The sequence below is a fragment of the Paenibacillus radicis (ex Gao et al. 2016) genome, assembly GCF_014641555.1.
GTDB classification, from domain to species: Bacteria; Bacillota; Bacilli; order Paenibacillales; family Paenibacillaceae; genus Pristimantibacillus; species Pristimantibacillus radicis.
In genome coordinates, this window is the sequence record NZ_BMHY01000008.1 from 161,153 (window position 1) to 186,024 (window position 24,872).

Consider the following 24,872-nt stretch of genomic DNA (forward strand, 5'->3'; position numbering starts at 1 on the left):
TATGCTTAAGGTGATGGTTGTGGATGATGAGGAACAGATTCGTCAAGGCATTGTGAAGATTCTAACCCGGTATCAGGGAGAACTGGAAATAGCCGGTCAGCATGCGAATGGTCTTGAAGCGCTGCTTCAAATCTCAAGCATGGAGCCCGGTGATCTGGACCTGATTCTTACCGATATCGAGATGCCGATGATGAACGGGCTTGATTTCATTGCGCAAGCCAAAAGCAAGCTGCCCGATCTTTGTGTCATTATGCTTAGCGGCTACAATGACTTCGAGTACGCGCGCCGGGCGATGAGGGCAGGAGCGACAGATTACTTGCTGAAGCCGATGGACAAGGTGGAAGTGTTCCGGCTGCTTGCCCAATGCGAGGAGAAGAAGCATGCTGCACTCCAGCATAACCAGACGAAAGAAGCTGCGCTGCCAGCCTCAGCGCCCGCAACCGAGAAAACGATCGTAGAACGCATTCGGAAGCTGCTGGGGAAAGAGTACAGCAGAGATATTGATTTGAAATATATTTCTGGCGAAATCGGCCTAAGTTCAAGTTATATAAGCAAGGTATTCAGCCGGGAGACGGGTGAGACGATTACGGATTGCTTAAACGGCATCCGGATTGCGAAAGCCAAGCAGTTTTTGCGGGATCATCCGAATTTGAAAGTATACGAGATTGCTCATAGTGTCGGTTACGGCGATAAAATTTATTTTCAGAAGCTGTTTAAACGAATGGTTGGCGTCACTCCGCTTGAGTATCGCGGGGGTGCGCTGGACGGTTAGGGGAGAGAAGGATGGCTTCTTTTGAAATTCAAGGAAACGAGTTTGTATATGATGGCAAGCCTTTTCGAATCATTAGCGGCGCCATGCATTATTTCCGGATCGTTCCCGAATATTGGGAGGATCGGCTAATTAAGCTGAAAGCTTGCGGTTTTAACACGGTAGAAACCTACATCGCATGGAATCTGCATGAGCCGAAGGAAGGACAATTCCATTTCGAAGGGATTGCCGATCTCGAACGTTTCATCCGATTGGCGGATGAGCTGGGGCTATTCGTTATCGTTCGTCCAAGTCCGTATATTTGTGCGGAATGGGAGTTCGGAGGGCTGCCGTCATGGCTGCTTGCCGATTCGGATATGAGATTGCGCTGCAGTCATCAGCCCTTCCTGGAAAAAGTTGATGCTTACTACGATGTGCTTCTGCCGAAACTGAAGCCACTGTTATGTACTTCCGGTGGTCCAATCATCGCGCTGCAGGTAGAGAATGAATATGGCAGCTATGGGAATGACAAACGCTATTTGGAATACTTGCGGCAAGGCATGATCAACCGGGGGATGGATGTGCTGCTGTTCACCTCAGACGGCTCGGAGGACTATATGCTTCAAGGCGGGACGCTTCCAAGCACGCTGGCTACACTTAATTTCGGCTCCAAGCCGGAGCAGGCTTTCGAGAAGCTGCTTCAAGTTCAGCCGGACAAACCGCTTGTATGTATGGAGTACTGGAATGGATGGTTTGATCATTGGGGAGATGAGCATCATGTCCGGGGTTACGATGATGTGAAGGATGTGCTGGACCGGATTTTGCGTATGGGCGCTTCCGTCAATTTCTACATGTTCCACGGCGGAACCAACTTTGGCTTTTACAACGGGGCCAACCATATTGATTTCTATGAACCGACGGTAACCAGCTACGATTACAATGCGCTATTGTCCGAGTCAGGGGATATTACAGACAAGTACTTGGCAATCCGCGAGGTTATCGCGCAATATGCTGACGTTTCGGACGAACACTTACCGCCGCCTTCGGTGAAGAGGGCTTATGGAGAAGTGCAGCTCACAGAACGGGCCATGCTGTTCCCTTCTTTTGATCAAATAAGCTCACCTATTCAAAGTGTTGTTCCAGAAACGATGGAGCGGCTGGGTCAGGATTACGGATTTATCTGGTATGAGACGGAGCTGTCTGGTCCGCAACCGAACTGTGAAATTATGCTTCAGGACGTTCATGACCGGGCACTGATTTATGTCGACGGAATCTATCAAGGCGTGGTTGAGCGCTGGCATGAGGGCGACCCCATTACGGTTAATGTTCCTCCTTCTGGAGCTAAGCTCGGTATTCTTGTTGAGAACATGGGCAGGATTAACTACGGCGCACGGATGAGAGACGTTAAAGGGATTACCGAAGGTGTGAAGGCAGGAGCTCGCCTATATAATCAATTTTTATTTAACTGGACGATTCGTTGCTTGCCCTTGGACGATCTTTCGGGTATTCAGTATGAGCAAATTTCAGCTGCCACAGATGATAAGGCGTCAGAATATAGCGGATCTCCGGCTTTTTATAAAGGGACCTTTGAAGTGCATGAAGCCGCAGATACATTCCTGAAGCTGGAGGGTTGGGTAAAGGGTGCCGTTTTCGTCAATGGATTTAACCTGGGGCGCTATTGGGAGAAGGGGCCGCAGAAGACGCTTTATGTACCTGGTCCGTTGCTGCGCGAAGGTGGTAACGAGATTGTAATCTTTGAATTGCAGGGGACGAAGAAGCCTGTCGTCAGCCTGCAAGATTATCCGGAGTTAGGTTAACCGTCCGAGTCAGGGGAGAGATCACATATGAAAATCGGAATTATCGGATACGGAACGCGGATGCATTATTTTCTCGATCGGTTGCTCGAGCTTGACCGGGGCGTGTCTGTAGCGGCGGTTGCTGACATTGAGCCGGAGAAAGCGAAAGCCTTGCTGCTCACCAAAGAGATCGAAGAGGATACCGTTCGTTTCTATACGGATGCGGATGAGATGCTGGAGCGGGAGGAACTGGACGGGGTTATGATTGGAACCCGTTGTACGCTTCATGCGGCAATGGCGGCTAAGGTGATGAAACGTAATTTGCCGTTGTTTTTGGAAAAGCCCGTTGGTGTCACAGCGTCAGATTTGGCTCAGCTTCAGCAAGCCGATTCAGAATCCTCCTCAGAGGTGGTCGTTTCATTCCCGCTTAGAAGCACGCCTCTGGCTCAATTGGCCAAAGAGATTATCGATTCAGGGCGGCTGGGTTCAATCGAGCATGTTCAGGCGGTTAATAACGTCCCTTACGGCAGCGTTTATTATCACAGCTGGTACAGGGATGAAGCGGAAGCGCATGGATTGTTCCTGCAGAAGGCAACCCATGACCTTGATTGCTTGAACTATTTGATTGGTCTTCGCCCGATTACGGTTGCGGCTATGGAGTCCAAACGAGTGTTCACAGGCGATAAGCCCGCGCAGCTTCGCTGCGGCGATTGCGGGGAGTTTCATACTTGTCCCGAAAGCCCGTACGTGCTGCAGAAGTTTAGCCAAGAAGAGGTTACAGGTGATCTGTGCGCCTTCGGCGTAGACACGGGCAACCATGATTCTGGCAGCGTGCTTGTCCGATATGAGACCGGGATTCATGCTGTGTATTCGCAAAATTTCTATTCCAGAAAATCAGCAGCTTTACGGGGAGCTAGATTGATTGGATATAAGGGCACACTGGAATTCGACTGGTACCAGGATGAAGTGAAAGTTCATATGCATCATACGCCGAGGGTGGATCGCTACAAGCTGGAGGCAGCCAAGCTGCCGCACTTTGGGGGCGATGCAGCTCTGGCGTTGAATTTTATCGGTGTGATGCAAGGCACAGAAAAGTCGCGCACGCCTCTATCCACAGGAATTTCCAGCGCGCTCATGTGCTTGAAGGCGGAAGCGGCTGCGCAGTCGGATAGCTATCAAACTATAGATCTGACATAAGGAAGGGGTCATGCCAAGTGGGTGAACGACGCATACAGCATTCGCTTGTGACACATGATGAGCACGATGACAGACATTACGGAGCCGTTCATGTTCCGGTCTATGACAGCAGTCTTTTCACGTTCCCTTCCGTCGCCAAGATGGATCGTGCAGATGAGGAAGGCAGCTACACGTATTCACGCGGCAACAACCCTACCGTCAATGAATTGGAGCGCAAGCTGGCTCTGCTGGAAGGCGGGGAGCGGGCGAGATGCTTCGCTACAGGGATGGGGGCGATATCGGCGGCCGTTCTTTCGGTAGTACGTGCCGGGGACCACATCGTATGCGTGAATCAAGTCTATGGGCCTGCAAAGAGACTGATGGGTGAATATTTGCAGCGTTATGGAGTGGAGACCGATTTTGTCGACGGTTCGGATCTGATGGCTATTGAGGCGGCTATTCGTCCTAATACGAAGCTGCTCTATTTGGAAAGTCCTTCAAGCCTGCTGTTCGAGCTGCAAAATCTTAAGGCTTGTGCAGAGTTGGCTCGCAGACAAGGCATTCGGACGATCATCGACAATACGTGGGCTACCCCATGCTATCAGAATCCGTTAAAATACGGCATCGATATGGTAGTCCATTCGCTTACCAAATATGCAGGCGGCCACAGCGATGCGATGGGTGGTGTCGTCATCGGCAGCGAACAATTAATCGGGGAGCTGGACCGCAATGAGCTGGTGCTGCTCGGGGCGGTTATGCAGCCGCAAGTTGCTGCTTTGGTCGTAAGGGGACTAAGAACTTTGCCGCTGCGGATGGAGCGGCATCAGAACGGGGCTATGGCTGTAGCGGCGTATTTGGCGTCTCTGCCTTTCCTTGATCGCGTTCGTTACCCGGGTCTTCCTTCTCATCCGCAGCATCAATTGGCGGAGGAGCAGATGTCCGGTTATGGAGGTTTGCTTTCCTTCGAGGCAGGTTTAGACCGAGAGAAGCTTATTCGATTTATTGATCAGCTGACCTATTTCAGAATCGGCTTTAGCTGGGGAGGCTATGAGAGCCTCGTGTCGCTGCAAGAAAGAATCGTTGATCCTCCTGGTCGTAATGTTCCTGTTGTGAGATTATATATCGGGCTAGAAGAGCCCGGAGATTTAATACGCGATTTAACGGCAGCCTTTCAAAGCGCCGGATTTCATGATTAAAGGGAGCGAAGCGAATGACTCTTGAGGATGGTCTATTCGAAATCCAGTGCTTAAGTTCGCTGGCGAAGGTGTTCCCGGATGAAGAGCTGCGGGAGCCGCGCTGCGGGGAAGGGACTGCCTTGCTGGGCGAAGTCTACTCCTTTCAGGTGGCTTACCGCAGCTTGAAGCAATCAAGACCGTTTCCTATGGAGGTCAGAGTAATTTCTCCAGAACTTAGCGGGCTTATAGCGTTGCGCAGAGTGGGCTTGGCACCATCAGAGCTTCCGGGATATGCAGATGCGGATGAGCATGTGCTGCGAATGAGTCCGGGGTTATATCCGGACCCGTTGTATCCGCTTGAACCGGATAATAGCGTTCAGGTATTTCCGAATCAATGGCGCTCGCTTTGGATCGAAATTGCATTGGATACAAAAGTAAAGCCAGGCATGCATGCCATAGATATTCAGTTCCTCACTCAAGAAGGCGAAGCTGCGGGAAGCGAGAGCTTTAGATTGCATGTTATTCCTGTTCTCTTGCCGGAGCAGGAGCTCATTCACACGGAATGGTTCTATGCCGATTGCCTTGCGACCCAATATGAAACGGAAGTGTTCAGCGAGCCGCATTGGCAGTTGATCGAGTCCTATGCAGCGACGGCTTCCCGTCACGGAGTGAACATGCTGTTGACGCCGTTATTCACCCCGCCTCTCGATACGAAGATCGGGGGAGAGCGGCCGACCGTACAGCTAGTCGATGTGAGCCGCTTGAACGGGATCTATTCCTTCGGATTTGATCGGCTAAAGAGATGGATTGAGATGTGCGACAGGAATGGCATTCGCTATATTGAATTTTCTCACCTGTTCACGCAATGGGGCGCTAAACATGCTCCAAAAATTATCGTGTTGGAAGACGGTAACGAAACTCCTTTATTCGGCTGGCACACGGATGCAACGGGAGAAGAATACGGGCAGTTTCTGGACGCGTTTTTACCCGCATTGATAGCGTTTATACATTCCCACGGTTTGGAGAAGCGCTGCTTCTTCCATGTATCGGATGAGCCTACTGAGGAGCATCTGGAGTCATACCGTTCGGCAAGCGAGAAGGTACGGAAGCATACGAAGGGCTTCCCGGTCATTGACGCGTTGTCGAATTTCGAGTTTTATGAGAAGGGGATGGTCAGCCACCCTATTCCCTCCAACGATCATATTGAGGCTTTCCTGGATGCTGGAGTTTCTGAATTATGGACTTATTATTGCTGCGTGCAATATAAGGAGGTAGCCAACCGCTTCTTCCATATGCCTTCCGCTAGAAACCGGATACTTGGTACGCAATTGTATAAGTTTAATATGAAGGGCTTTTTGCATTGGGGCTATAATTTCTGGAATTCGCAATACTCGCTTAGAGCGATTAATCCTTACGAGATAACGGATGCGGACGGGGCTTTTCCTTCGGGAGATGCGTTCCTTGTATACCCAGGCGCAAGCGGGCCGGTCGAATCCATCCGGCTTAAGGTCATGTTCGAAGCTTTGCAGGATTTGCGTGCATTAAAGCTGCTTGAAGAGTTGACGGGCAAAGAGGAAACGCTGCGAATGCTTGAAGAGGGATTGGATGGAGCGTTGACCTTTAAGACTTATCCGAGGCAGGCGCAATGGCTGCTCGCCAAGCGCGAGCAAATTAACAAGGCGATCTATGAGAAAACAATCGATCGGGGACCAGTAGTTGGTTAGTACGATTGAGTGAAAAGGAAATAGTTACAGAAAGCACCGGTTCGCAGCCAAATTAGAGGCTGTGGGCGCGGTGCTTATGTGCGCTTATTATGGATGCTGCCCTCCTGGCATCTTGCTTCAAATAACCTGCTTGACGTGGAGTTAAGTCCACGTATTAAGCTACTGGAGCAAGGACAAAGTAAAGGGAGGAAACAGCTATGAAATATCGAATTCTAGGAGCAACAGGTATTTCGGTTAGTGAAATCACACTAGGGACGATGATGTTAGGTGCTATGGGGAATACGGATCATGACGATTCGATACGCATCATTCATAAAGCATTGGATGAAGGTATTAACTTTATCGACACGGCCGACGTTTATTCCATGGGGGAGTCGGAGGAGATTGTTGGCAAGGCGCTCAAGGGGCGTCGTGACCATGTCATATTGGCAACGAAATTTGGCTTTCCGATGGGTTCAGATGTGAATCAGCAAGGCGGATCTGCGCGATGGATTAAGCGTGCGGTGGAAGATAGTCTTCGCCGGCTTGGCACAGACTACATTGATTTGTACCAGATTCACCGCCCGGATTATTATACAGATATTAACGAGACCTTGTCGGCGCTTTCCGACTTGATCCACGAGGGCAAAGTGCGGGCGATCGGGTCGTCGACATTTCCTGCGGAAGCCATCGTCGAAGCCCAGTGGGCAGCGCAGCAGGGAGGCCACCATCGTTTTCTGACGGAACAACCGATGTATTCGATCTTTACAAGAAAGCTGGAAGGCGCTGTACTGCCAACCGCTCAGCGTTACAGGATGGGCGTGCTGACCTATAGTCCGCTGAACGGCGGATGGCTGTCCGGGCGTATGGAACCCCATGCAAGCCACCGGGCTAAGGGCAGACCGTCGATGTACGACGCGACCAATCCTGTTCTTCAGCCTAAAGTTGATGCCTTAAGAAAAATTACAGCGCTCGCGGAGGAAGCGGGCATCCCGCTGCCGCATCTCGCTCTTGCGTTTGTCCGCTCGCATTCCGCTGTGAGCTCCGTCATTATCGGCCCTCGCAAGATGGAACAACTGGAGAGTCTTCTAAGCGGAGCGGATGTTGACCTTAGCGATGAGATTCTAGACCGCATTGATGAGATTGTCCCTCCGGGTACGGACATCAATCCAGCAGACAACTATGCCGCCGATCATCCGGCCCTTGCCAATAAGCGGCTGCGCCGCAGATAAACGGCAAACGAAGCAATAAGAGCATGAGCGAGCTGCACGACCATTGTGAATGAGTTAGACGGTGGGTGCAGCTCTTTTATCTATTTAGAGGTAAAATATGAAATAGCAGATGGAGAAGGAGGATAAAGATGCCTAAACTCGCAATCGCTGAAGTTTCTCACAAATCGGGACTCAGTTATGATACCATACGTTACTATGAGAAAATTGGATTGATCCCGAGGGCAAAGCGTAAGGAGAATGGCCAACTGGAGTTCGATGAGAACGTTGTGGATCGGTTATACTTCATTAACTGTCTGAAACGGACAGACATGCCCCTTAAGGAAATTCAGCAGTATATGAATTCGGTAAATGAACAGGATACAGACAGCTGTTATGCTATGCTGAAAGAACATAAACGAAACATCGAGCTGCAGGTAGACGAAATCAACGAAACGTTGAAAATCATCAATTATAAACTAGATAATTTCGAGCGTTTGAAAAATTCTCAACACACAGCGGCACTTGCACATGCCAATGATAACGGCTTGGATGCTTTGCATTGAATAGGATTCAGGGGAGAGTAAATGGGGGAATTATGTTTTGATTAGAAGATTAGCCGCGATTTTAATAGATAGTATGATCATACTTTTGCCTATAACCCCGATCTTTATATATTTTGTAGTTACACATAATCATATGGATGATTTGTTGGGGATGAATGATATACTTCGGATCCTAATTTCTATTAGTCCTATAATTATTTATCAGATAGTATGTGAATTGCTGTTCAAACGTTCATTTGGAAAAATGATCATGGGATTACGTATAGTAAGTTTAGACGGCGGGGAATTAAAATTTTGGCAAATCATTTTACGGAATGTGATGAGAATAGTGGATCATGGATTATTCATGGGCGTCATTCTAATTTTTATAACGAAAAAGAAACAAAGATTAGGCGACCTTCTAGCTCGAACTGTCGTAGTATCTGATAACAGTAAATAGTAAAAACAACGCCGCAGAGTCAGTTCTCTGGGGCTTTTTCATTGTCTTCGCTGCCATTTCCATTAAGTAAGTTGGACAAGAAATCTAATCATACAAGGACATGAATCCGATAACTTAAGGTAGAGTAATATTTCCAAATATTTATAGTTTTTGATGGGGAGAAAGTAGAGCTAAGGAGTCCGTACATTGTCCAATAAGCTAAATAGAATGGAAAAAGGAAAAATCTTTTTAATAATAGGTCTGTTTACAATCGTTCTTATCGGAGCAAGAGTGGTTTGGATTTACTCGTTTCAAGCGACGGATCAATCGCTGGCTGCGAACGGACAGCTCGATTTACGGCATTGGGATGCTTCTAAAGGGGGGACGGTCAGATTGGATGGGGAGTGGTCGTTTTATCCTCATGCTTGGCTGATCGGGAAGGAACATGATAATAAATCAGTGGTTGAAGCTTCTTCCGATGCCCAATTCATTCAAGTGCCAGGAAAGTGGAATGATTCCATAGAGGCGGAGAATCCGACTCCCTATGGTTTCGGTACATATCACTTGCAAATTCTGGTTGACCCAGCTAAGGAACTAACCTACAGCATTCGCGTTCCGAGCGTTCGAAGCTCATCGGAGCTGTATGTGAATGGACGTTTGCTGAATCAAACGGGAAAGCCTGCATCGAATAAGGAAGCGTATAAAGCATGGAATATACCGTATACGGCTTCTTTTACGGCGAATGATAGTGGAGTAATCGAGCTTGTGATTCAGGCTGCCAATTATGAGGACCCCCGAGGGAGCGGCATTATCCGGTCTATAAAGTTCGGGGCAGAGGCGGCGGTTGCCAAGGAGACACAATTGTCTGTACTGATGCAGCAACTGGTTGCCATCGTTTTTCTCATGCATGGCGTTTATGCTCTTATATTATTTCTGGCAGGAACCAGGGATCGGAGATTGCTATATTTCTCTCTGCTGGTCGTTAGTGCGATGCTCATAACGCTGCTAGGCAGCGATGAGAAGATCCTGCATTATTGGATTCCGCTTAATTATGATTGGGGATTTAAGCTCGTTCATCTATTAATGATTACCGGAGCTTACGCTTTGTTGCAAAGCGTAATGCACCAGCTGCCTAATCGTTTGCGAAAAGTATATCCGTTTTGTATCGTATTTTTCATAGCCGCTATATTGTGGGCGGTAGTTATGCCTGTCCACTATGTTGTCATGGTGCAGTTTTTGTATGTGTTAGCTTTTGCTGCTGCGGTTCTGATCACCCTAATGTCCATGATCCTCACCTCCATTAAGGAAATAGGAGATAATTTATTATTGCTTCTAGCACTTCTTGCTTTCACGAGCAATTTTGTATGGTGGATATTTTTCCTTGCGACTGGTATTAAAGTGGTCTATTATCCGTTCGATTTGATCGTGTCGACAACCTGTTTGTCGTCCGTCTGGTTCAGGCATTATTTTTTTGTCTACTCGGAGACTCGAAAGCTCGCCGCAAAGCTTCAAGAAACGGACAAGGTGAAGGATCAGTTTTTGGCCAACACGTCGCATGAACTGAAAAATCCGCTTCACGGTATAATCAACATTTCACAGGCTGTTCTGGAGAGGGAGCAGCACTCGCTCAATGAAAAAAGCATCACAGATTTAGGCACTGTTCTATCCGTGGGCCGCCGGATGTCGATCGTATTAAACGACCTTCTAGATGTGATGCGTCTCAAAGAAAACGCGCCACGGCTGCAACTGCGAAGCTTTTCGATCCATACTATCGCAAGCGGCGTATTTGAGATGCTTCAATATATGACGGAAGGCAAGCCGGTACGGCTGGTAAATCACATTCCGGAACAGTTCCCGCAAGTCTATGCCGATGAAAATCGAGTTATCCAAATTGTATTCAATTTGCTGCATAATGCGATCAAATACACGAATGACGGAGAAGTATCCATTCGCAGTCATGTGAAGAATGGCAGAGCTCATATTACGGTTGCGGATACGGGCATCGGAATGAATGAGGATATGATCAGACGAGTATTCGAGCCTTATGAGCAAGTCCACTCCGATAAGACGATGATCGAGGGCGGATTTGGCCTAGGGCTAAGCATCAGCAAGCAGCTAGTGGAACTGCATGGCGGTTCGATGAAGGTACGCTCTATTCCCGGTGAAGGCTCAGCGTTCACTTTTACTTTACAGCTATCCAAAAGGGCTGAGGGAGAGCAAACAAAGCCCGATGTAATCTCGGCGGGAATAACGGAGTCAGCCGCTGCCGCTGCTCCGCTTGAATCGGTCGTTGAGCAACAAACCCTATTGGGTGATAGGCCTAGAATCATTGTTGTGGACGATGATCCGCTTAATCTGAAAGTAATTGAAGCTATTCTTTCTGAAGAACTGTACGATATCACGACAGTCACGAGCGGTAAGCAAGTATTGGCTCTGCTGGATGCTAAAGAATGGGATTTAGTCATTTCAGACGTCATGATGCCGCAGATGTCGGGCTATGAGCTGTCACGTACAATTCGCAAACGGCTTTCGATAACGGAATTGCCGATACTTTTCCTGACAGCAAGGACTCAGACGGAAGATATTGCGAATGCTTTTTTAGCGGGGGCAAACGATTATGTCACAAAGCCGGTAGAGGCGCTTGAATTAAGATCCCGGGTGAAGGCATTAACCGAGATTCGGCAAACAGTACGAGAGAGGCTGCGAATGGAAGCTGCTTGGCTTCAAGCGCAAATTCAACCTCATTTCCTATTCAATACTTTGAACGCGGTAGCGGCTTTGAGCGAGATCGATACGGAGCGGATGCGTGATCTGATCGAAGCATTCAGCAATCACTTGAGAGATAAATTTAAACTTGAGCATATGGACGAGCTTGCCCCAATTGAAGATGAACTTAGTATTGTCCGTTCGTATCTCTATATTGAGAAGGAAAGATTCGATGAGAAGCTGAATGTGACCTGGGAGATTGATGAGAGCAGTGGGGTGAAGATTCCGATGCTAACGATTCAGCCGCTTGTTGAGAATGCAATTAGACATGGTATTATGAAGCGTTCGCGCGGAGGCAATATTCATATCCGTTTGACGAATTACGATACCTATGCAGAAATCGCAGTCACCGATGACGGGGTAGGCATGGATGAACATACGCTGCAGCAGGTTCTTGTCAAACAATCAGACCATGCCACGGGAATCGGTCTGCTGAATACAGACCTTCGATTAAAGCGGCAATATGGGAGAGGGCTTCAAATTAAAAGCGTGCCTGGGGAAGGGACGTCGATTTCTTTTAGAGTAGATAAAAAAGATGAGGTATAGGGGGTAAACAGGAGGGCTGCTCATTACTTTAAGAGCAGCCCTTTTTGAGGTGTTCAAAACTGAAATCTAAAAGACCGCACGATGACCGAAGTACCCCACACTAATAAAGATGCAGCACCAGATGAACGCGCCTATCGCTGCAATAACGACATAATGACGGAATTTGATGCCGATTACCCCTGCCATGTAACAGGTCAAATGCCGAACGCCTGGGATATAGTAGCCGAAAACGATGGTCCAAGGCCCGTATTTCTTAAACCACTTTTCCACCTTTTCTAATCTCTGGGGTGTCAGTCGAATCCACTTCCCATATTTCAGCAATAAAGGCTTGCCCACTTTATTTCCTAAGAAGAAGGAGAATAACATCCCTGTCATCGTTCCTAGAAATGCTACCACGATGGAATCACAAAGGTTCAACACGTGGGTTGATGAAAGATAACCAATTAGAATCATTAACATTTCATCGGGAACTGGCAGTCCAACGATTCCTAAAGTGAGTAAGCCGTAAATCGCATAATAGCCGTACTGTGCGATAATTAATTCTAGATTGTCCATGCCTTGCCTCCGTTGCGTTAGCGACTATGTATGGTGCGGAAAGTGAATGGTTTGTAGATATCTTATAGTATAAAGTATTTTGTTAATATTGGCATTAAGGCTAGTTTAAATCCAGTTTAATTTTGACGTTTTTTTATTACATGAATTCAATAATGTACTACTGCGGAAACTTGGTGGTTCAAATTTTTTTTATTTTTCTTCAAAATCCCATCAGAAAAACCGATAAATGTTAATGAATTAAAATTGAGAGAAAAGGGAGAATCTTACTTTGAGTAAACGCAATAAAAATTTAGTTTTGATTGGATTGGCTTTTGCCATGTTGTTGGTTTTTTCCGGGTGTGCGAGCAAAAAAACAGATGAAGAAAAACTTGCTGACGCTATTCAAGAAGCGCTTAAAGACTCATCTAAAAATGAGAATGCTTCAAAAGATCCTGATACGCTGGAGTCCCATTTAAAAGAAATCAGCCATTTTCTTACTTCGGATATTTGGAACGATGGCTTTGTAAACATCAGTTGGTTCATCGGAAGCGGTACTAATAGTACAGGCGATAAAATGGATATCGACTTTACAATTGAACGCCTGGGCAAAGCGATGGAGAAAAAAGCCGAATATGATACTTATATTCAGGGACTGGATGCGAGTAATGATGGTCTAAAGCAAGTATGGACCAAGCTTTCGAATGAAATCGATGTTCTCTATAACAAGCTTAAGGAGAAGACTCCTGTAGCTGAAGATTCAAGTTACGAATTTGATACTGGATTGTTTGAGCAATATAGAGATGCATTTAAGAAAGATATAGAAGCGCTGACGTCTAACTAGATAAAACCATGGCAAATCAAACAAACCACCGCTTACATGAAATAATGTAGGTAGTGGTTTGTTTTTGTATAGAACGTTAAATAATAGATTGAAAAATATTCCAAAACATTTAAGATAGACATAGTGTTATTAATGTGGAGGAACATTGATGAAAAGCAATTCCTATAATGATATTGAGAGATATCGTGTAATATCCCATTTTAAAGTTGAAAAACTGGTTATCACTTGTTTTGTTATTAGTGTTATGGTGTCGGTATGTATCAGTGCATTCTTTGCTTTAAGTGAGGAAAGGGACTTAGTACTATCATTTATATTTTATTTACTGTACACATTTCCTACGGTCTTTCTGTTAGGCGGGACCTCTTCATTCCTCATAGAACATAAACTTAGAATACCGCTGATAGTTAAGCAAAATAGGATACTAAAATATATTTATAAATTATTTCTGTACATGCTAGCGGGTTCTATAGGTATAAATATATTTTGGACAGTCATAACTCTTCAAATACCGAGCTTTACAACACTGAAAGAGTTTTTTCTTTTAAATGATCTAGGTATCATTGGCGGATTAATATACTATCATTTCCTATTGTTGTTCCAAGTCATTGGCGGCGTTATTGAAAAGAAAAGTGGAATGGAGAATAATTAATGCGTTAATACAGGGGGAACATAATTGAAGCAATTTTTAAAAACCTCTTTAGTAGTCGTTCTTGTTCTAATTGCTTGTATTTCCGCTCCTTGGCTTTTGCTGTATCTAGGTCTTTCAGCGGGAGAGGACCCGCCTAAACCTGCTTATTCATACGGAGAATTTCCTTTTTATTTGGAATATGAAATCAATGGTCATAGCGTGATTGTAGAGGATAAAGTCATTGTTAGAAATGCTGGAATTGGTCTTAGTGAAGGGACCGGCAAGTATATCAAGTGGAAGCAAACCTTGGCAAGCGGAAATAAGGAAATTGTATTATTTGAGGACGGAGAGGCAGAAAAATTGATTTTTGCAATTAGAGATAGAAATTATCACTTGGAGGAGAATCAAGAGGGAAATAAGTACGATTCGAGGCCTGATATATATAGAAAAGCGAGAAAAGAAAACATGCGATCTTTTGAAGTCATGACCGAGAGAGAATTATTCAAGTACTATAAGATCAAATTGATAAAATTCGAATATGGTGAACCTTTGAAAAAAAAGACTTGCGGAATAAACGAACATCAATGTCTTCAAAGTTTCATTAGGTCTGAAAAATAAAATAGTGAATTTTATATGTTTCGCGGCGCTGAATACATCGTATTTGTTAGTATTTGGTTCAATATTGATCTTCTATTTTTACACTGCTTTTCAAGCGCTGATGGGAATTTAAATATATTCGGAGGGATATTATGAATTCTAAAACCAATGAATTATCCGATTTAATACAAGCAACAGTGAAGAAGTTTATTTCTGCATCGGCTGCTGTAATTGAAATCGAAAGTTCTCCGCTGCATCTAGGCTTCCAAGCGGTTGATCTATCCCGGTATCAAGTGCTGATCGAAGATGAAGGAACAAGGAGAAGCGTCTCACTCATTACCAAGATGGCGAGCCGTACGGAACGTCGAGTCCTTCACCGATTGTTTTCGCAGGCAGCTAACGTCCCCTTTAGCCATACCATTGATATGAACTCCGAACATCGAGCCCTTCTATGCATTCAGAATGTGGATGAAAATACGGATTATCAGAACTTGAATCTCGAGCTCCTTCAAAAAAAGGAAGTGGCAGCTTTAGCCTACATCCATCAGTCGAATCTAGGGTACAAGGAACAGCTCTCATGGCTTCCAGCGGCAACTCGTGAACATGCTGAGGAAATGCTAAATACGCGCTGGAGCCCCTCTTGGGAAAAGGCCAAACAAAACGAACAATTCGTCGAAGCATTTGGCGCGTATATTCCAGAGGTTGAAGCCATTGCTGTCCATGCAGCTGCTGAACTGGAGGTTATCCTGAACGGTGAAAGCTTGCATACGTTAATCCATAATGATCTTAATCCGGGTAATGTACTCGTCCATAATAATGATGATGTTTTTTTCATTGATTGGGAGGAAGCGAGATACGGTTCCCTTTACCTGGATGTTCCGTTAAGGCTCGAATTAGACCAAGCAAGAGAGTACCTTGAATTATTGTCTTCGTATGGAGTGGAGCTTCCCAGCGCAAAATTTGAGTCACAGTATAAAATCGCGTTTCATGGCATGGAACCTGGGAGCGTGGACCGATGATTTGCGAGCCAAGGAAGGGCTCATTAAATATTTGAAAATGGCAACTTCATAAGCCTCTTGCCGTCATCTCCAACTTTATCTTCATTTTCATCTACGCCTTAACCCGGTACCAATATTGATACATGTCGGAATATCCGATTTTTGAATAAAGCCGCAAGGCAGGCTCATTATTTGCAAGGACTTGCAAATGACTGTAGGCTGCCCCTTTTTCTTTTCCCCACTGCAGCAAGTGCAGAATCATCTGCTCTCCATAACCCCGATTGCGGAACTGAACATCGGTCACAATATCGAATAACCCGATATAGTCCCGCTCGATTACGCCAAGGCCGCAAGCGACGACCTGCCCCTCAGCAAATAACGATATGAATCCCTTCGTCGTATTTATATTGGACAGCATCCGTTCCATCACACTCTTATAGTTTTCAGGAGTTTGGCTAAGTCTGAAAAAATGCCCGAGCCATTCTGCAGTCAACGTTTCATCTATTCGAGCTTGATGCTGATCAGGCTGTTTAACCCCATCGAGCTTAACAGCTTTGACAATTGAACGATCAAATGTGATGTAGCCCTTTTCCTCTAGCACTTGATCTAAGTGTGCCGGATGGACGAAGGGTGAAATTCTATAAATCGCAGGGAGAGAGTGGGCCGCATACATTTGCTCGCATTGCTCGATTTTTTCATCCAGCTCGAGGGTTGAATAATGAATAGGGTTAATAGAGTTGGCCCGTTTCGTATAGCCGTTAGCAAAGCGCAGCACCCACCCGTCATAGAGCAAAGTGGACAAGGGCTGCCAGTTGTTCAGACATAATTCTTCAATCGTTTTACTGTCCATGGAAGAGTCTCCTTATTGTTATTTTGAATAATAATACTTTAATATGAATAAATATACAACAATCTTTTACGGTTGTTGACTGCCCTAATCCTATTCAGTGATCATTTTTTCTTGAAAACACGGCTTAATTCATTCTGCGTTCACATGTTTGTGATAAGCTCTGCCATGTAATTAAGGAGTTCATTATTCACAAAATATACTGAATGCTGGAGGCTTATCATGTCATCCTTGATGAAGGAAATGTACGCGAAAACAATTTTACTGGCGCTGTTAATCACAGTGCTGGGCACAAGCTTGCTAGGGAGCCAGACCCCTGCGTCTGCTGCGGAACAAACCGCAACGACGGCAATAACGTCGGAGCTGGAGGGCGCAGCTGACATCAACGACAGCACGAAGCTGGCCGCTTTCATTGACGGCATTATGAATGTACAAATTGAAAACTACAAAATCCCTGGTGCGGTCATCGCCATTGTCAAAGACGGGAAAACGGTGCTTGCGAAAGGTTATGGACATGCCGATATTGAAAAAGGTAAACCTATCGATCCAGACACCAGCCTGTTCCGCATCGCCTCAACAACGAAGCTGTTTACATGGACGGCTGTCATGCAGCTGGTCGAGCAAGGCAAAATCGATCTCGATGCCGACATTAACTCCTATCTGAAATCGATGAAAGTCCCTGACACGTATTCGCAGCCGATTACGATGCGCCATCTGATGACGCATACGGCCGGCTTTGAAGAAGGCGGCGTCGGCTACCAGATTACGACCGATCCGGCCAAGCTGCCGGGCTCAATTTCGGAGACGCTAACCAAGCATAGGCTGGCACGGGTAAACCCTCCCGGTGAGATGATGTCCTATTCCAACTATGGTACGGCGCTGGCGGGACTTATCGTCGAAGAAGTGAGCGGAATGCCTTATAATGACTATATACAGAAAAATATTTTCGACACGCTCGATATGAAATACGCTTCCGTTCAAGAACCTGTCCAGACTGCGTTAAAACCGTATGAGGTGACTGGCTACGCGCGCGAGAACGGCAGCTATGTGACTCAACCGCCTACGTTCGAAGGAGGCTTCCGCCCTGCGGGATCAGGGTCCGTGTCGGCAATCGATATGACCCATTTCATGATCGCCCATCTTCAGAACGGACGTTATGGCGACAAGCAAATTTTGAAGCCGGAAACAGCTGAGCTGATGCACTCCCCTGCATTTATATTCCACAAAGGCATGCCGGCGATGGACCTTGGATTCTATGAGTTGAAAATAAACGGGCTGCGCATTATTTCGCATGGCGGCGCAGATCCGTTGTTCACGACGGAACTCCATCTCATTCCTGAGAAGCAATTCGGTATTTTCTTATCCTATAGCGGCGGCGAAGGGTCGCTTGCTGCAATGGGCTTGACGAAGGCGCTGCTGGACCGCTACTATCCGGCTCCGGAAGTGAATCTGCCTCCTATGAGCTTAACTCCGGATGAGTCTTTGCAAAAGTATGCGGGCTCGTACCAATTCGTACGCCGCAATCATACCGCTATCGATAAGTTTTACAGCTTTCTGGCGAAAATGAGCATTGGTGTTGCCGGCAACCGATTGACGATCGGCAGCGGATCTGAGCAGCAGACTTTCGCTCCGATAGGCGATGATTTATTTCAAAATGAAGAAGGCAATCTAATCGCCTTCCGTACGGATGAATCCGGGAAAGTGACTCACCTATTCATCGATTTCTTGTCATCCGAGCCGCTTGAGCGGGCGCCGTTAATCAATCAGACGAAGCTTTGGTTCCCATTGCTGGGTCTTTCGCTAGCGCTGTTCCTTACCGTGTTGATCGGCTTCATCTATCGCCGGCGCGACATCAAAGCGATGCCAGCTATGCAAAAGTGGGCAGTCCGGCTGTCGGCTGTTACGGCTGGCTGGGCAATCGCAACGAGTCTCGGAACGTTTGTCATCGTGCTGAACATGGGACTGGTGGACCGATTAAGCCGTATTACGTCTTCGTTAAACATCTTCCTGTTCATGCCTGTCATTCTTATCATACTGACGGTGGCGCTCCTTACGTTTAGCGTATTGGCATGGAAAAACAACTATTGGACGCTGTTTAAGCGCGTTCACTACACCTTAATAGCACTAGCTTCTGTCGTCATGTGTTCGTTCTTCTATTATTGGAATCTGTTAGGCTGGCAATTTGGATAATGCAATAAGCCTCCACTCAGGAGGAATTTAACTCATAGTGGAGGCGTAATTCCGATGGCAAAAATTCTGATCGCGGATGACGATGCGCGGATTCGCGAGCTGATTGCTTTATTTTTACGAAATGAAGGATTCGAGCTAGTGGAAGCGAAGGATGGTGCGGAAGCGCTGGAGATTGTAGAGAATGACGGGGTCGATATGGTCATACTCGACATTATGATGCCCCATCTAGATGGCTGGGAGTTGTGCAGGGAAATTCGGCGTATCGACTCCAACATTCCGCTCTTGATGGTCACCGCCAAAGGGGAATCCACGCATAAGGTAAAAGGATTTCAACTCGGAACGGACGACTATTTAACGAAGCCGTTTGATCCGATGGAGCTGGTCATGCGGGTGAAGGCGCTGCTCAAGCGCTACCAGATCGTCTCTTCTCAGACTGTACAACTTGGCGGAATCATCCTGAATCGTCTTAACTATCAAGTCATCCGCGGAGATGAGACGTTTACTTTGCCGCTCAAGGAATTTGAGTTATTGTTTAAGCTGGCGAACCATCCTGGCCAGATTTTTACCCGGGAGCAGCTCATTACCCACATATGGGGAAAAAACTACGAGGGCGACGACCGGACCGTCGATGTTCATATAAAGCGGCTGCGGGAGAGGTTCGCGGGCGATACGCATCATTTTCAGATTGAAACGGCCCGCAGCTTGGGCTACAGGCTCGTCATTTCATGATCAAAACGTTGTACGTCCGTATCGTTGTCACCTTTCTGGCCGTTATTCTATTCAGTCTGCTGACCTCTTTTCTTGCCGGCATGTTTCTGTTTCAGAAAGAAATCAATCATGCCGGGCAGAACGATATGCTCGCCGCCGGCAGGGAGATGATTGAGCTGTACGAGCAGACAAAACCTGCAGATCGGGGCAGATACCTTGCACGTATGGCGAAGGTGTCCACTTACCGGATTCACCTGTATGACACTTCCAGCAAAGTAACGATCTATGGCCCTAGCCACTCGGAAAATGCGGTCATTACGCCGGAGGCCATTCAGCAGGTACTGCTAGGGAAAGCGTACCGTTCCCCTGTGGAACAGGGGCTGACGTTTGTTGGTCTTCCATTCCCGTTCGACGGGGAACAGCATGCTATGTTTATGCAATTTACCTCGCAGAATGAGAATGTATTCAACCGGATGCTGCTGCTCATCTTGCTGTTAGGACTGTTGATCGGCAGTCTGTGCATCATCGTCGCGGCACGTTATTTGGTGAAGCCGCTCCAGACGCTGACGCAAGCGACGAAACGGCTCGCCAAGGGCGATTTCGATATCGAGATCAAGACGAAACGGGCGGATGAGGTTGGCGTCTTGACGCAGGGTTTTAACGAAATGGCTAGCGAGCTAAAGCAGCTGGAGCAGATGCGGCAGGACTTTGTCTCCAACGTCTCCCATGAAATTCAGACGCCGCTCACGTCGATTACCGGTTTTGCGATGGCGATGAAGAACAGCAGCCTTGTGGCGGAGAGTGACCGGAACTATTATTTGGATATCATTATTTCCGAGAGCGGGCGGCTGTCCCGTCTAAGCGACAACTTGCTGAAGCTGGCATCGCTCGATTCGGAGCACCATCCGTTCGAAGCGGTGCCATACAATCTTGTGGAGCAGATCAAGCAGGTTGTCGTTACCTGCGAGCCGCAATGGTCGGCGAAGGGGATAAGGATCGATCTGGATACGGCGGATTCGGTCAAAATAACGGCGGACCGCGATCAGCTTAATCAGGTATGGATGAATTTGCTCGGCAATAGCATTAAGTTCACGCCCGAAGGCGGACATATCGACATTGGGATTAAGCGGTTCGATAATGAAATATTGTTCTCGATTACCGATACGGGGATCGGTGTTCCGCCAGAGCAGCTCGAAATGGTGTTCGAGCGGTTCTACAAGACCGATCCTGCAAGGAATCGGAGCGTTGGCGGCAACGGCCTTGGTCTTGCCATTGCGAAGAAGATTATCGCGCTTCATGATGGAAGCATTGAAATGAAAAGCCGGGTTGGAGAAGGCACAACCGTGAAGGTCCGGCTGCCGGTCCGATAACGGATAATTAAAAGTGGTAAGAAGCTCAAGCGGGAATAACCGCTTGGGCTTTTTTTAATTTGAAACGAGATGCGCTCCCTAGCGTTTATGAAAAGTCCTTGTTGCGTGCATAAGGAATACACACGAAGGACACAGGAGATCTTTATACTGGGTCTTGTTCCTGCAGATGAGGAGCGATTGCAGGATTTCGAACCTGTTGTGATAACATGGAGGAAATATGGCGGATGCCAGGCAGAAATGTACAGGCGGGATGCGGGGTGTATGGCAGGAATGCGAAAAATATTGCTAGTTGAAGACGATACGCTGATGCGTGAATTTATAACCGACTATTTTCGGAAGGAACAATGGGAAGTGTATGAGGCTGAGAATGGGAAAATCGCGCTGGAGCTGTTCGAGCAGGTATCAGTCGATCTCATCGTTCTCGATATTATGATGCCCGAAATGGATGGCTGGTCGGTATGCAGACGTATTCGCGAGAAATCGGCGGTGCCGATTATTATGATTACAGCCAGAGCTGAGGATGATGATCAAGTAATGGGGTTTGAGCTTGGCGCCGACGAATACGTGACGAAGCCGCTGAGTCCGCGTGTATTGGTCGCACGAGCTACCGCTTTGATGAAACGGACGGAAGGAACGATTGGACGTGATGATGAACGACTCGTCTATGGCGAGCTAACGGTCAACAGAGCGGCGCATACGGTAGCGGTTGCCGGTACAGCGATTCTTTTGTCCCCTAAAGAGTATGACTTGCTTCTGTTTCTGATTAAGCATTACGGAAGAGTGCTGTCCCGTGAGCATATATTGGATGCGGTCTGGGGATATGAATATTTGGGAGACTTGCGTACGGTAGACACGCATATCAAAAAATTAAGAGCCAAGCTTGGGGACGAAGGCCGCTATATTTGCACGGTCATTCGATCCGGCTATAAGTTTGAGATGGAAGCATGAGAAAACAAGGTGTCGTTCTCAAATTGTTCGTTGTCACTTCAGTCTTGATTTTAATCGTATTCTCATTCGTTATGCTGGCTGAGGGCGTTTTCTTTGAACGATTTTACCGGTCTTCCAAGATCCATACGCTAGAGCGGAATATGAATCATTTTGCGGAGCAGTTCAAGCTGGCTGATGCGGATAAACAGAGAGTTTCGCGTCAGTTGGGGACTTTTATGAATCAGAACGATGCCAGCACCGCCATTGTGAATAGCCGTTTTGAACGGATGGTCATTGCTCCCTACTATTTGGTGCTGCAAGTAGACGGCAAGGCCATCACGGTGCAAATTCCGACGGATGGCATGACGATCGAGGATATTCCCCACGGTATTCAAGCTGGCGACCATTTGGTAGTAGACGGGATATTTATGGACGAAGCGGATACGATCATGCACCCCGTTACGATAAGCCGGGAAAGCTCGGCGCTGGGACAGGGGCTGGTGCGTGTGGAGGGCCGGGTAACAGATTTTATACTGCCTGAAAAACGATCCTACAATCCGATTTATCAGGATGGTCTTATTGACGATGCCCTTCGGGAATGGCAGCCGGCAGTGGAATCCAGCCGCACGCTTTTACACAAAAACGGGTTCGTGCATGCGGAGTGGAGAGACAACTGGAGCGGTGTTCAATATGTAGTTCTTCTGAAGTCTTTATCGGAGGACGGAAGCCGTTATTTATTTGTGATGGCCTCGCTGCAGCCAGTGGGGGAAGCCGTTGCGATTCTAAAGCAATATTTCATCTATCTGGCGCCTATTATTCTGCTGCTTGTCGTCTTGTTGTCTTTCATCTATTCGCGGATCGTGTCTCGTCCGTTAGTGAGCTTAAGCCGCTCGGCAGCGCGGCTTGCCCAGCTGGATTTCACCGTGCAGCCTGAAATTCATTCCAAGGATGAATTCGGTGAGCTATCGCGACATATGGTCGAGCTGTCCCGCAATTTGGATGCGGCTTTAAAGGAGTTAACTCAGGCTAATGTGCAATTGCAGGCGGATGTAGAGGAGAAGCAGCGGTCTGAGCAGCTTCGGAAGGAGCTGGTGGCTAACATTTCCCATGAATTGAAGACCCCGCTTGGTATTGTGAAAGGGTTCGCGGAAGGTCTTCAGGATGGAGTAGCCGGCGATAAAAAAGACCGTTATCTGGCTCTAATCGTGAATGAAACGGACCGGATGAACGCTTTGATTATGGATATGCTGGAGCTTTCCAAATACGAGGTGAAAGCCGTTCGGCTGCAGCTCCGGGACTTTTCTTTGGGTGTGCTGATTCAAGGGGCGGCTGAATCCTTCTCCGGGCAGCTGGAGAGTAAGCAGCTTCGTATTCACATAGACAAAGACGATGAAGATGAGCTGCTCGTAACAGCAGATCCGGTTCGGATTGAACAGGTGGTTTCGAACTTATTGAGCAATGCGATTCGCCATGCGACGGAGAACAGCGTCATTACAGTTACGATAGAACGGACTGCGGCCGGAGGGATCAACACGGTTATCGCAAATGCAGGCCCGCCTATAGCAGAGGAAGATCTGGATCGGATATGGGAGCAATTTTACCGGGCGGAACGCTCCCGTGACCGTAAATCCGGCGGAACCGGATTAGGGCTGGCGATCGTCAAACATATTATGGAGCTTCACGAAAGTCATTTTGGTGTAATGAATACCAAAGAAGGCGTTGCCTTTTATTTCACATTACAAGAAAGCAGGGGAAAACATCATGAATAAACCGAAATATCTTTTTGCAGCTACAGCGCTTGCCGCACTGCTGATCGTTAGCGCATGTGGTGCCAACAACCAATCTGGAACGTTCAACACGCCAGACACGACGCAGACACAAACGGACAAACCAAATACGGATACGGAGACAGCAGAACCAACGGATAAGCCGGATAAAGCGGGTAGCGGAGCGGATGAAGGCGATCAGGAAATCCTGATCATTATCGATCAGACGCCAAGACCGAGCGAGGGAAACAGCTTCGATTTTTCTGTTAGCAAGCGCCCGGAGGGCTATGCCCTGGCTGAAATGCAATGGGTCTCTGACAAAAGCACGGTGAAAAATACGATCGCCGAAGCGATTGAACATGGCGGAAACGGCGAAGACGGCTTCTACATTAGCGGGAACGGGCAGTTCATGGGCTTTTTCTACCCGGATGAGATGAAAGGCGAGGAAGGCCAGGCAATCTTTATTTTCAAAAACGAGCAAGGCAAAGAGCTGACGTGGAAAAAGAAAATTACGTTGAACTAGAAAGTTAAGTTTGGGGAAGCTCAGCCGGGTGCGGCGGGTAAGGCTGTCGAGGGATCTCGATAGTCTTTTTTTATGTAATTTACCGATAACTGAGCTGGCTTGGCTCACAGTACAGAGCAACGAATCAAAATGTAAATCTGCAGGTTGTCAGCCGGTTTTTCGGCGATTTATCGCATCAAAATGCAAAAGTGCATTTTGATTGGCCCAAAAGAGCCCCTTTGAGCAAAATCGAGCGATTTCAAATGTACTTTTGCATTTTGAACACTGTTTTAGGCTGTTTTAAGCAAATCAGCATGCACTTTTGCATTTTGTTTCTTGTTTGGCGTACGGAGGCTAGTCCAAACTTGCTAATCGCCCAACACTCGAATACAGTTTATAATTATCATAACCATACCATTACGAATCACGAAGGGAGCCCATTATGGAGTCCAACAAAACGACGTACGAATCCACCGACGCTTATATCGCTCAATTCTCGCCGGAGGTGCAGGCCATTCTTCAGCAGGTTAGACAAGTCATCAAGGAAGCTGCGCCTGAAGCGACAGAGAAGATCAGCTATGCGATGCCGACGTTTGTACTACACGGAAATTTGGTCCATTTTGCCGCGTTCAAGCATCATATCGGATTTTACCCCGGCGCAGGCGGTATTGCATCGTTCCAAGAGCAGCTGTCCCTCTATAAAGGCGCGAAAGGGTCGGTCCAGTTCCCGATAGACAAGCCTATGCCGCTGGAGCTTATTCGTGAGATCGTTAAATACAGAGTAGCGGATAACATCGAACGGGCAGCCAACAAGGCCGCTAACAAAAAGAAAAGCGAAAAGTAGCATCATCAAGCCATCAGT

At 47.1% G+C, this 24,872-nt stretch carries 22 protein-coding genes; 20 read left to right on the plus strand and 2 right to left on the minus strand.

What is annotated here, in order from left to right; all coding sequences use genetic code 11:
• The first annotated feature begins 1 nt into the window (after window position 1).
• From IEX98_RS19795 to IEX98_RS19835, 9 genes are all read left to right on the plus strand, one after another.
• Window positions 2-772 (plus strand): response regulator transcription factor, encoded by a 771-nt coding sequence (locus IEX98_RS19795; protein ID WP_188890925.1) that lies wholly within the window; start codon window positions 2-4, stop codon window positions 770-772.
• Between the two features lie 11 nt (window positions 773-783).
• Window positions 784-2,565: a glycoside hydrolase family 35 protein gene (locus IEX98_RS19800; protein WP_188890926.1), complete on the plus strand. Its 1,782-nt coding sequence runs from the start codon at window positions 784-786 to the stop codon at window positions 2,563-2,565.
• Window positions 2,566-2,592: 27 nt separating this feature from the next.
• Entirely contained in the window at window positions 2,593-3,741 is a 1,149-nt protein-coding gene (locus tag IEX98_RS19805) for a Gfo/Idh/MocA family protein (RefSeq protein WP_188890927.1), read from the plus strand.
• 17 nt (window positions 3,742-3,758) lie between these two features.
• Window positions 3,759-4,916, plus strand: a complete 1,158-nt coding sequence (locus IEX98_RS19810; protein ID WP_188890928.1) for a trans-sulfuration enzyme family protein — start codon at window positions 3,759-3,761, stop codon at window positions 4,914-4,916.
• A gap of 14 nt (window positions 4,917-4,930) precedes the next feature.
• Window positions 4,931-6,619 (plus strand): DUF4091 domain-containing protein, encoded by a 1,689-nt coding sequence (locus IEX98_RS19815; protein ID WP_188890929.1) that lies wholly within the window; start codon window positions 4,931-4,933, stop codon window positions 6,617-6,619.
• Between the two features lie 197 nt (window positions 6,620-6,816).
• Entirely contained in the window at window positions 6,817-7,830 is a 1,014-nt protein-coding gene (locus IEX98_RS19820) for an aldo/keto reductase (RefSeq protein ID WP_188890930.1), read from the plus strand.
• Window positions 7,831-7,958: 128 nt separating this feature from the next.
• The gene (locus tag IEX98_RS19825) at window positions 7,959-8,372 is read left to right on the plus strand and encodes a MerR family transcriptional regulator (protein ID WP_188890931.1); all 414 of its coding nucleotides are present in this window, start codon (window positions 7,959-7,961) and stop codon (window positions 8,370-8,372) included.
• 37 nt (window positions 8,373-8,409) lie between these two features.
• Window positions 8,410-8,811 carry an RDD family protein gene (locus tag IEX98_RS29570; protein WP_188890932.1) on the plus strand — a complete coding sequence of 134 codons (402 nt, stop codon included), beginning with the start codon at window positions 8,410-8,412 and terminating at the stop codon, window positions 8,809-8,811.
• Between the two features lie 186 nt (window positions 8,812-8,997).
• A complete protein-coding gene (locus IEX98_RS19835; RefSeq protein WP_308421812.1) occupies window positions 8,998-12,102 on the plus strand; it encodes an ATP-binding protein in 3,105 nt (1,034 codons plus the stop codon).
• A 66-nt stretch (window positions 12,103-12,168) separates the two neighbouring features.
• On the opposite strand, the gene IEX98_RS19840 is transcribed toward IEX98_RS19835, so the two are convergent.
• On the minus strand, window positions 12,169-12,657 hold the full coding sequence (locus IEX98_RS19840) for a DedA family protein (RefSeq protein WP_188890933.1): 489 nt from the start codon (window positions 12,655-12,657) through the stop codon (window positions 12,169-12,171).
• A gap of 268 nt (window positions 12,658-12,925) precedes the next feature.
• Here IEX98_RS19840 and IEX98_RS19845 point away from each other — a divergent pair, with 268 nt between their 5' ends.
• The 4 genes from IEX98_RS19845 to IEX98_RS19860 all read left to right on the plus strand — a co-directional run bounded on the left by IEX98_RS19845 (window position 12,926) and on the right by IEX98_RS19860 (window position 15,721).
• Complete coding sequence (locus tag IEX98_RS19845) at window positions 12,926-13,477, plus strand: hypothetical protein (protein WP_188890934.1); 552 nt, start codon at window positions 12,926-12,928, stop codon at window positions 13,475-13,477.
• 148 nt (window positions 13,478-13,625) lie between these two features.
• Window positions 13,626-14,126 (plus strand): hypothetical protein, encoded by a 501-nt coding sequence (locus IEX98_RS19850; protein WP_188890935.1) that lies wholly within the window; start codon window positions 13,626-13,628, stop codon window positions 14,124-14,126.
• Between the two features lie 24 nt (window positions 14,127-14,150).
• Window positions 14,151-14,723 carry a hypothetical protein gene (locus IEX98_RS19855; protein WP_188890936.1) on the plus strand — a complete coding sequence of 191 codons (573 nt, stop codon included), beginning with the start codon at window positions 14,151-14,153 and terminating at the stop codon, window positions 14,721-14,723.
• A gap of 131 nt (window positions 14,724-14,854) precedes the next feature.
• Window positions 14,855-15,721 carry a phosphotransferase gene (locus tag IEX98_RS19860; RefSeq protein ID WP_188890937.1) on the plus strand — a complete coding sequence of 289 codons (867 nt, stop codon included), beginning with the start codon at window positions 14,855-14,857 and terminating at the stop codon, window positions 15,719-15,721.
• 91 nt (window positions 15,722-15,812) lie between these two features.
• Here the strand turns inward: IEX98_RS19860 and IEX98_RS19865 are convergent, their stop codons facing one another.
• Window positions 15,813-16,550: a GNAT family N-acetyltransferase gene (locus IEX98_RS19865; RefSeq protein ID WP_188890938.1), complete on the minus strand. Its 738-nt coding sequence runs from the start codon at window positions 16,548-16,550 to the stop codon at window positions 15,813-15,815.
• A gap of 219 nt (window positions 16,551-16,769) precedes the next feature.
• Between IEX98_RS19865 and IEX98_RS19870 the strand changes: the two genes are divergently transcribed.
• From IEX98_RS19870 to IEX98_RS19900, 7 genes are all read left to right on the plus strand, one after another.
• A complete protein-coding gene (locus IEX98_RS19870; protein WP_188890939.1) occupies window positions 16,770-18,737 on the plus strand; it encodes a serine hydrolase domain-containing protein in 1,968 nt (655 codons plus the stop codon).
• A 54-nt stretch (window positions 18,738-18,791) separates the two neighbouring features.
• Window positions 18,792-19,466 (plus strand): response regulator transcription factor, encoded by a 675-nt coding sequence (locus tag IEX98_RS19875; RefSeq protein ID WP_188890940.1) that lies wholly within the window; start codon window positions 18,792-18,794, stop codon window positions 19,464-19,466.
• A complete protein-coding gene (locus tag IEX98_RS19880; RefSeq protein WP_188890941.1) occupies window positions 19,463-20,815 on the plus strand; it encodes a HAMP domain-containing sensor histidine kinase in 1,353 nt (450 codons plus the stop codon). The genes IEX98_RS19875 and IEX98_RS19880 overlap by 4 nt, the downstream gene beginning before the upstream one ends.
• 270 nt (window positions 20,816-21,085) lie before the next feature.
• Window positions 21,086-21,763: a response regulator transcription factor gene (locus tag IEX98_RS19885; protein WP_188891023.1), complete on the plus strand. Its 678-nt coding sequence runs from the start codon at window positions 21,086-21,088 to the stop codon at window positions 21,761-21,763.
• Window positions 21,760-23,511, plus strand: coding sequence for a sensor histidine kinase (locus tag IEX98_RS19890; protein ID WP_188890942.1), 1,752 nt, complete (start codon window positions 21,760-21,762; stop codon window positions 23,509-23,511). The genes IEX98_RS19885 and IEX98_RS19890 overlap by 4 nt, the downstream gene beginning before the upstream one ends.
• Complete coding sequence (locus IEX98_RS19895) at window positions 23,504-24,031, plus strand: hypothetical protein (RefSeq protein ID WP_188890943.1); 528 nt, start codon at window positions 23,504-23,506, stop codon at window positions 24,029-24,031. Before IEX98_RS19890 ends, IEX98_RS19895 begins: the two co-directional genes overlap by 8 nt.
• Window positions 24,032-24,452: 421 nt before the next feature.
• A complete protein-coding gene (locus IEX98_RS19900) occupies window positions 24,453-24,854 on the plus strand; it encodes an iron chaperone (RefSeq protein WP_188890944.1) in 402 nt (133 codons plus the stop codon).
• The last annotated feature ends 18 nt before the right edge of the window (window positions 24,855-24,872 follow it).

Bases quoted from the DNA above. Each gene is read 5' to 3' on its own strand.
- IEX98_RS19795 (WP_188890925.1), top strand. From the start codon at position 2: ATGCTTAAGGTGATGGTTGTGGATGATGAGGAACAGATTCGTCAAGGC.
- IEX98_RS19800 (WP_188890926.1), top strand. From the start codon at position 784: ATGGCTTCTTTTGAAATTCAAGGAAACGAGTTTGTATATGATGGCAAG.
- IEX98_RS19805 (WP_188890927.1), top strand. From the start codon at position 2,593: ATGAAAATCGGAATTATCGGATACGGAACGCGGATGCATTATTTTCTC.
- IEX98_RS19815 (WP_188890929.1), top strand. From the start codon at position 4,931: ATGACTCTTGAGGATGGTCTATTCGAAATCCAGTGCTTAAGTTCGCTG.
- IEX98_RS19820 (WP_188890930.1), top strand. From the start codon at position 6,817: ATGAAATATCGAATTCTAGGAGCAACAGGTATTTCGGTTAGTGAAATC.
- IEX98_RS19825 (WP_188890931.1), top strand. From the start codon at position 7,959: ATGCCTAAACTCGCAATCGCTGAAGTTTCTCACAAATCGGGACTCAGT.
- IEX98_RS19840 (WP_188890933.1), bottom strand. From the start codon at position 12,657: ATGGACAATCTAGAATTAATTATCGCACAGTACGGCTATTATGCGATT.
- IEX98_RS19850 (WP_188890935.1), top strand. From the start codon at position 13,626: ATGAAAAGCAATTCCTATAATGATATTGAGAGATATCGTGTAATATCC.
- IEX98_RS19860 (WP_188890937.1), top strand. From the start codon at position 14,855: ATGAATTCTAAAACCAATGAATTATCCGATTTAATACAAGCAACAGTG.
- IEX98_RS19865 (WP_188890938.1), bottom strand. From the start codon at position 16,550: ATGGACAGTAAAACGATTGAAGAATTATGTCTGAACAACTGGCAGCCC.
- IEX98_RS19870 (WP_188890939.1), top strand. From the start codon at position 16,770: ATGTCATCCTTGATGAAGGAAATGTACGCGAAAACAATTTTACTGGCG.
- IEX98_RS19875 (WP_188890940.1), top strand. From the start codon at position 18,792: ATGGCAAAAATTCTGATCGCGGATGACGATGCGCGGATTCGCGAGCTG.
- IEX98_RS19880 (WP_188890941.1), top strand. From the start codon at position 19,463: ATGATCAAAACGTTGTACGTCCGTATCGTTGTCACCTTTCTGGCCGTT.
- IEX98_RS19885 (WP_188891023.1), top strand. From the start codon at position 21,086: ATGCGAAAAATATTGCTAGTTGAAGACGATACGCTGATGCGTGAATTT.
- IEX98_RS19890 (WP_188890942.1), top strand. From the start codon at position 21,760: ATGAGAAAACAAGGTGTCGTTCTCAAATTGTTCGTTGTCACTTCAGTC.
- IEX98_RS19895 (WP_188890943.1), top strand. From the start codon at position 23,504: ATGAATAAACCGAAATATCTTTTTGCAGCTACAGCGCTTGCCGCACTG.
- IEX98_RS19900 (WP_188890944.1), top strand. From the start codon at position 24,453: ATGGAGTCCAACAAAACGACGTACGAATCCACCGACGCTTATATCGCT.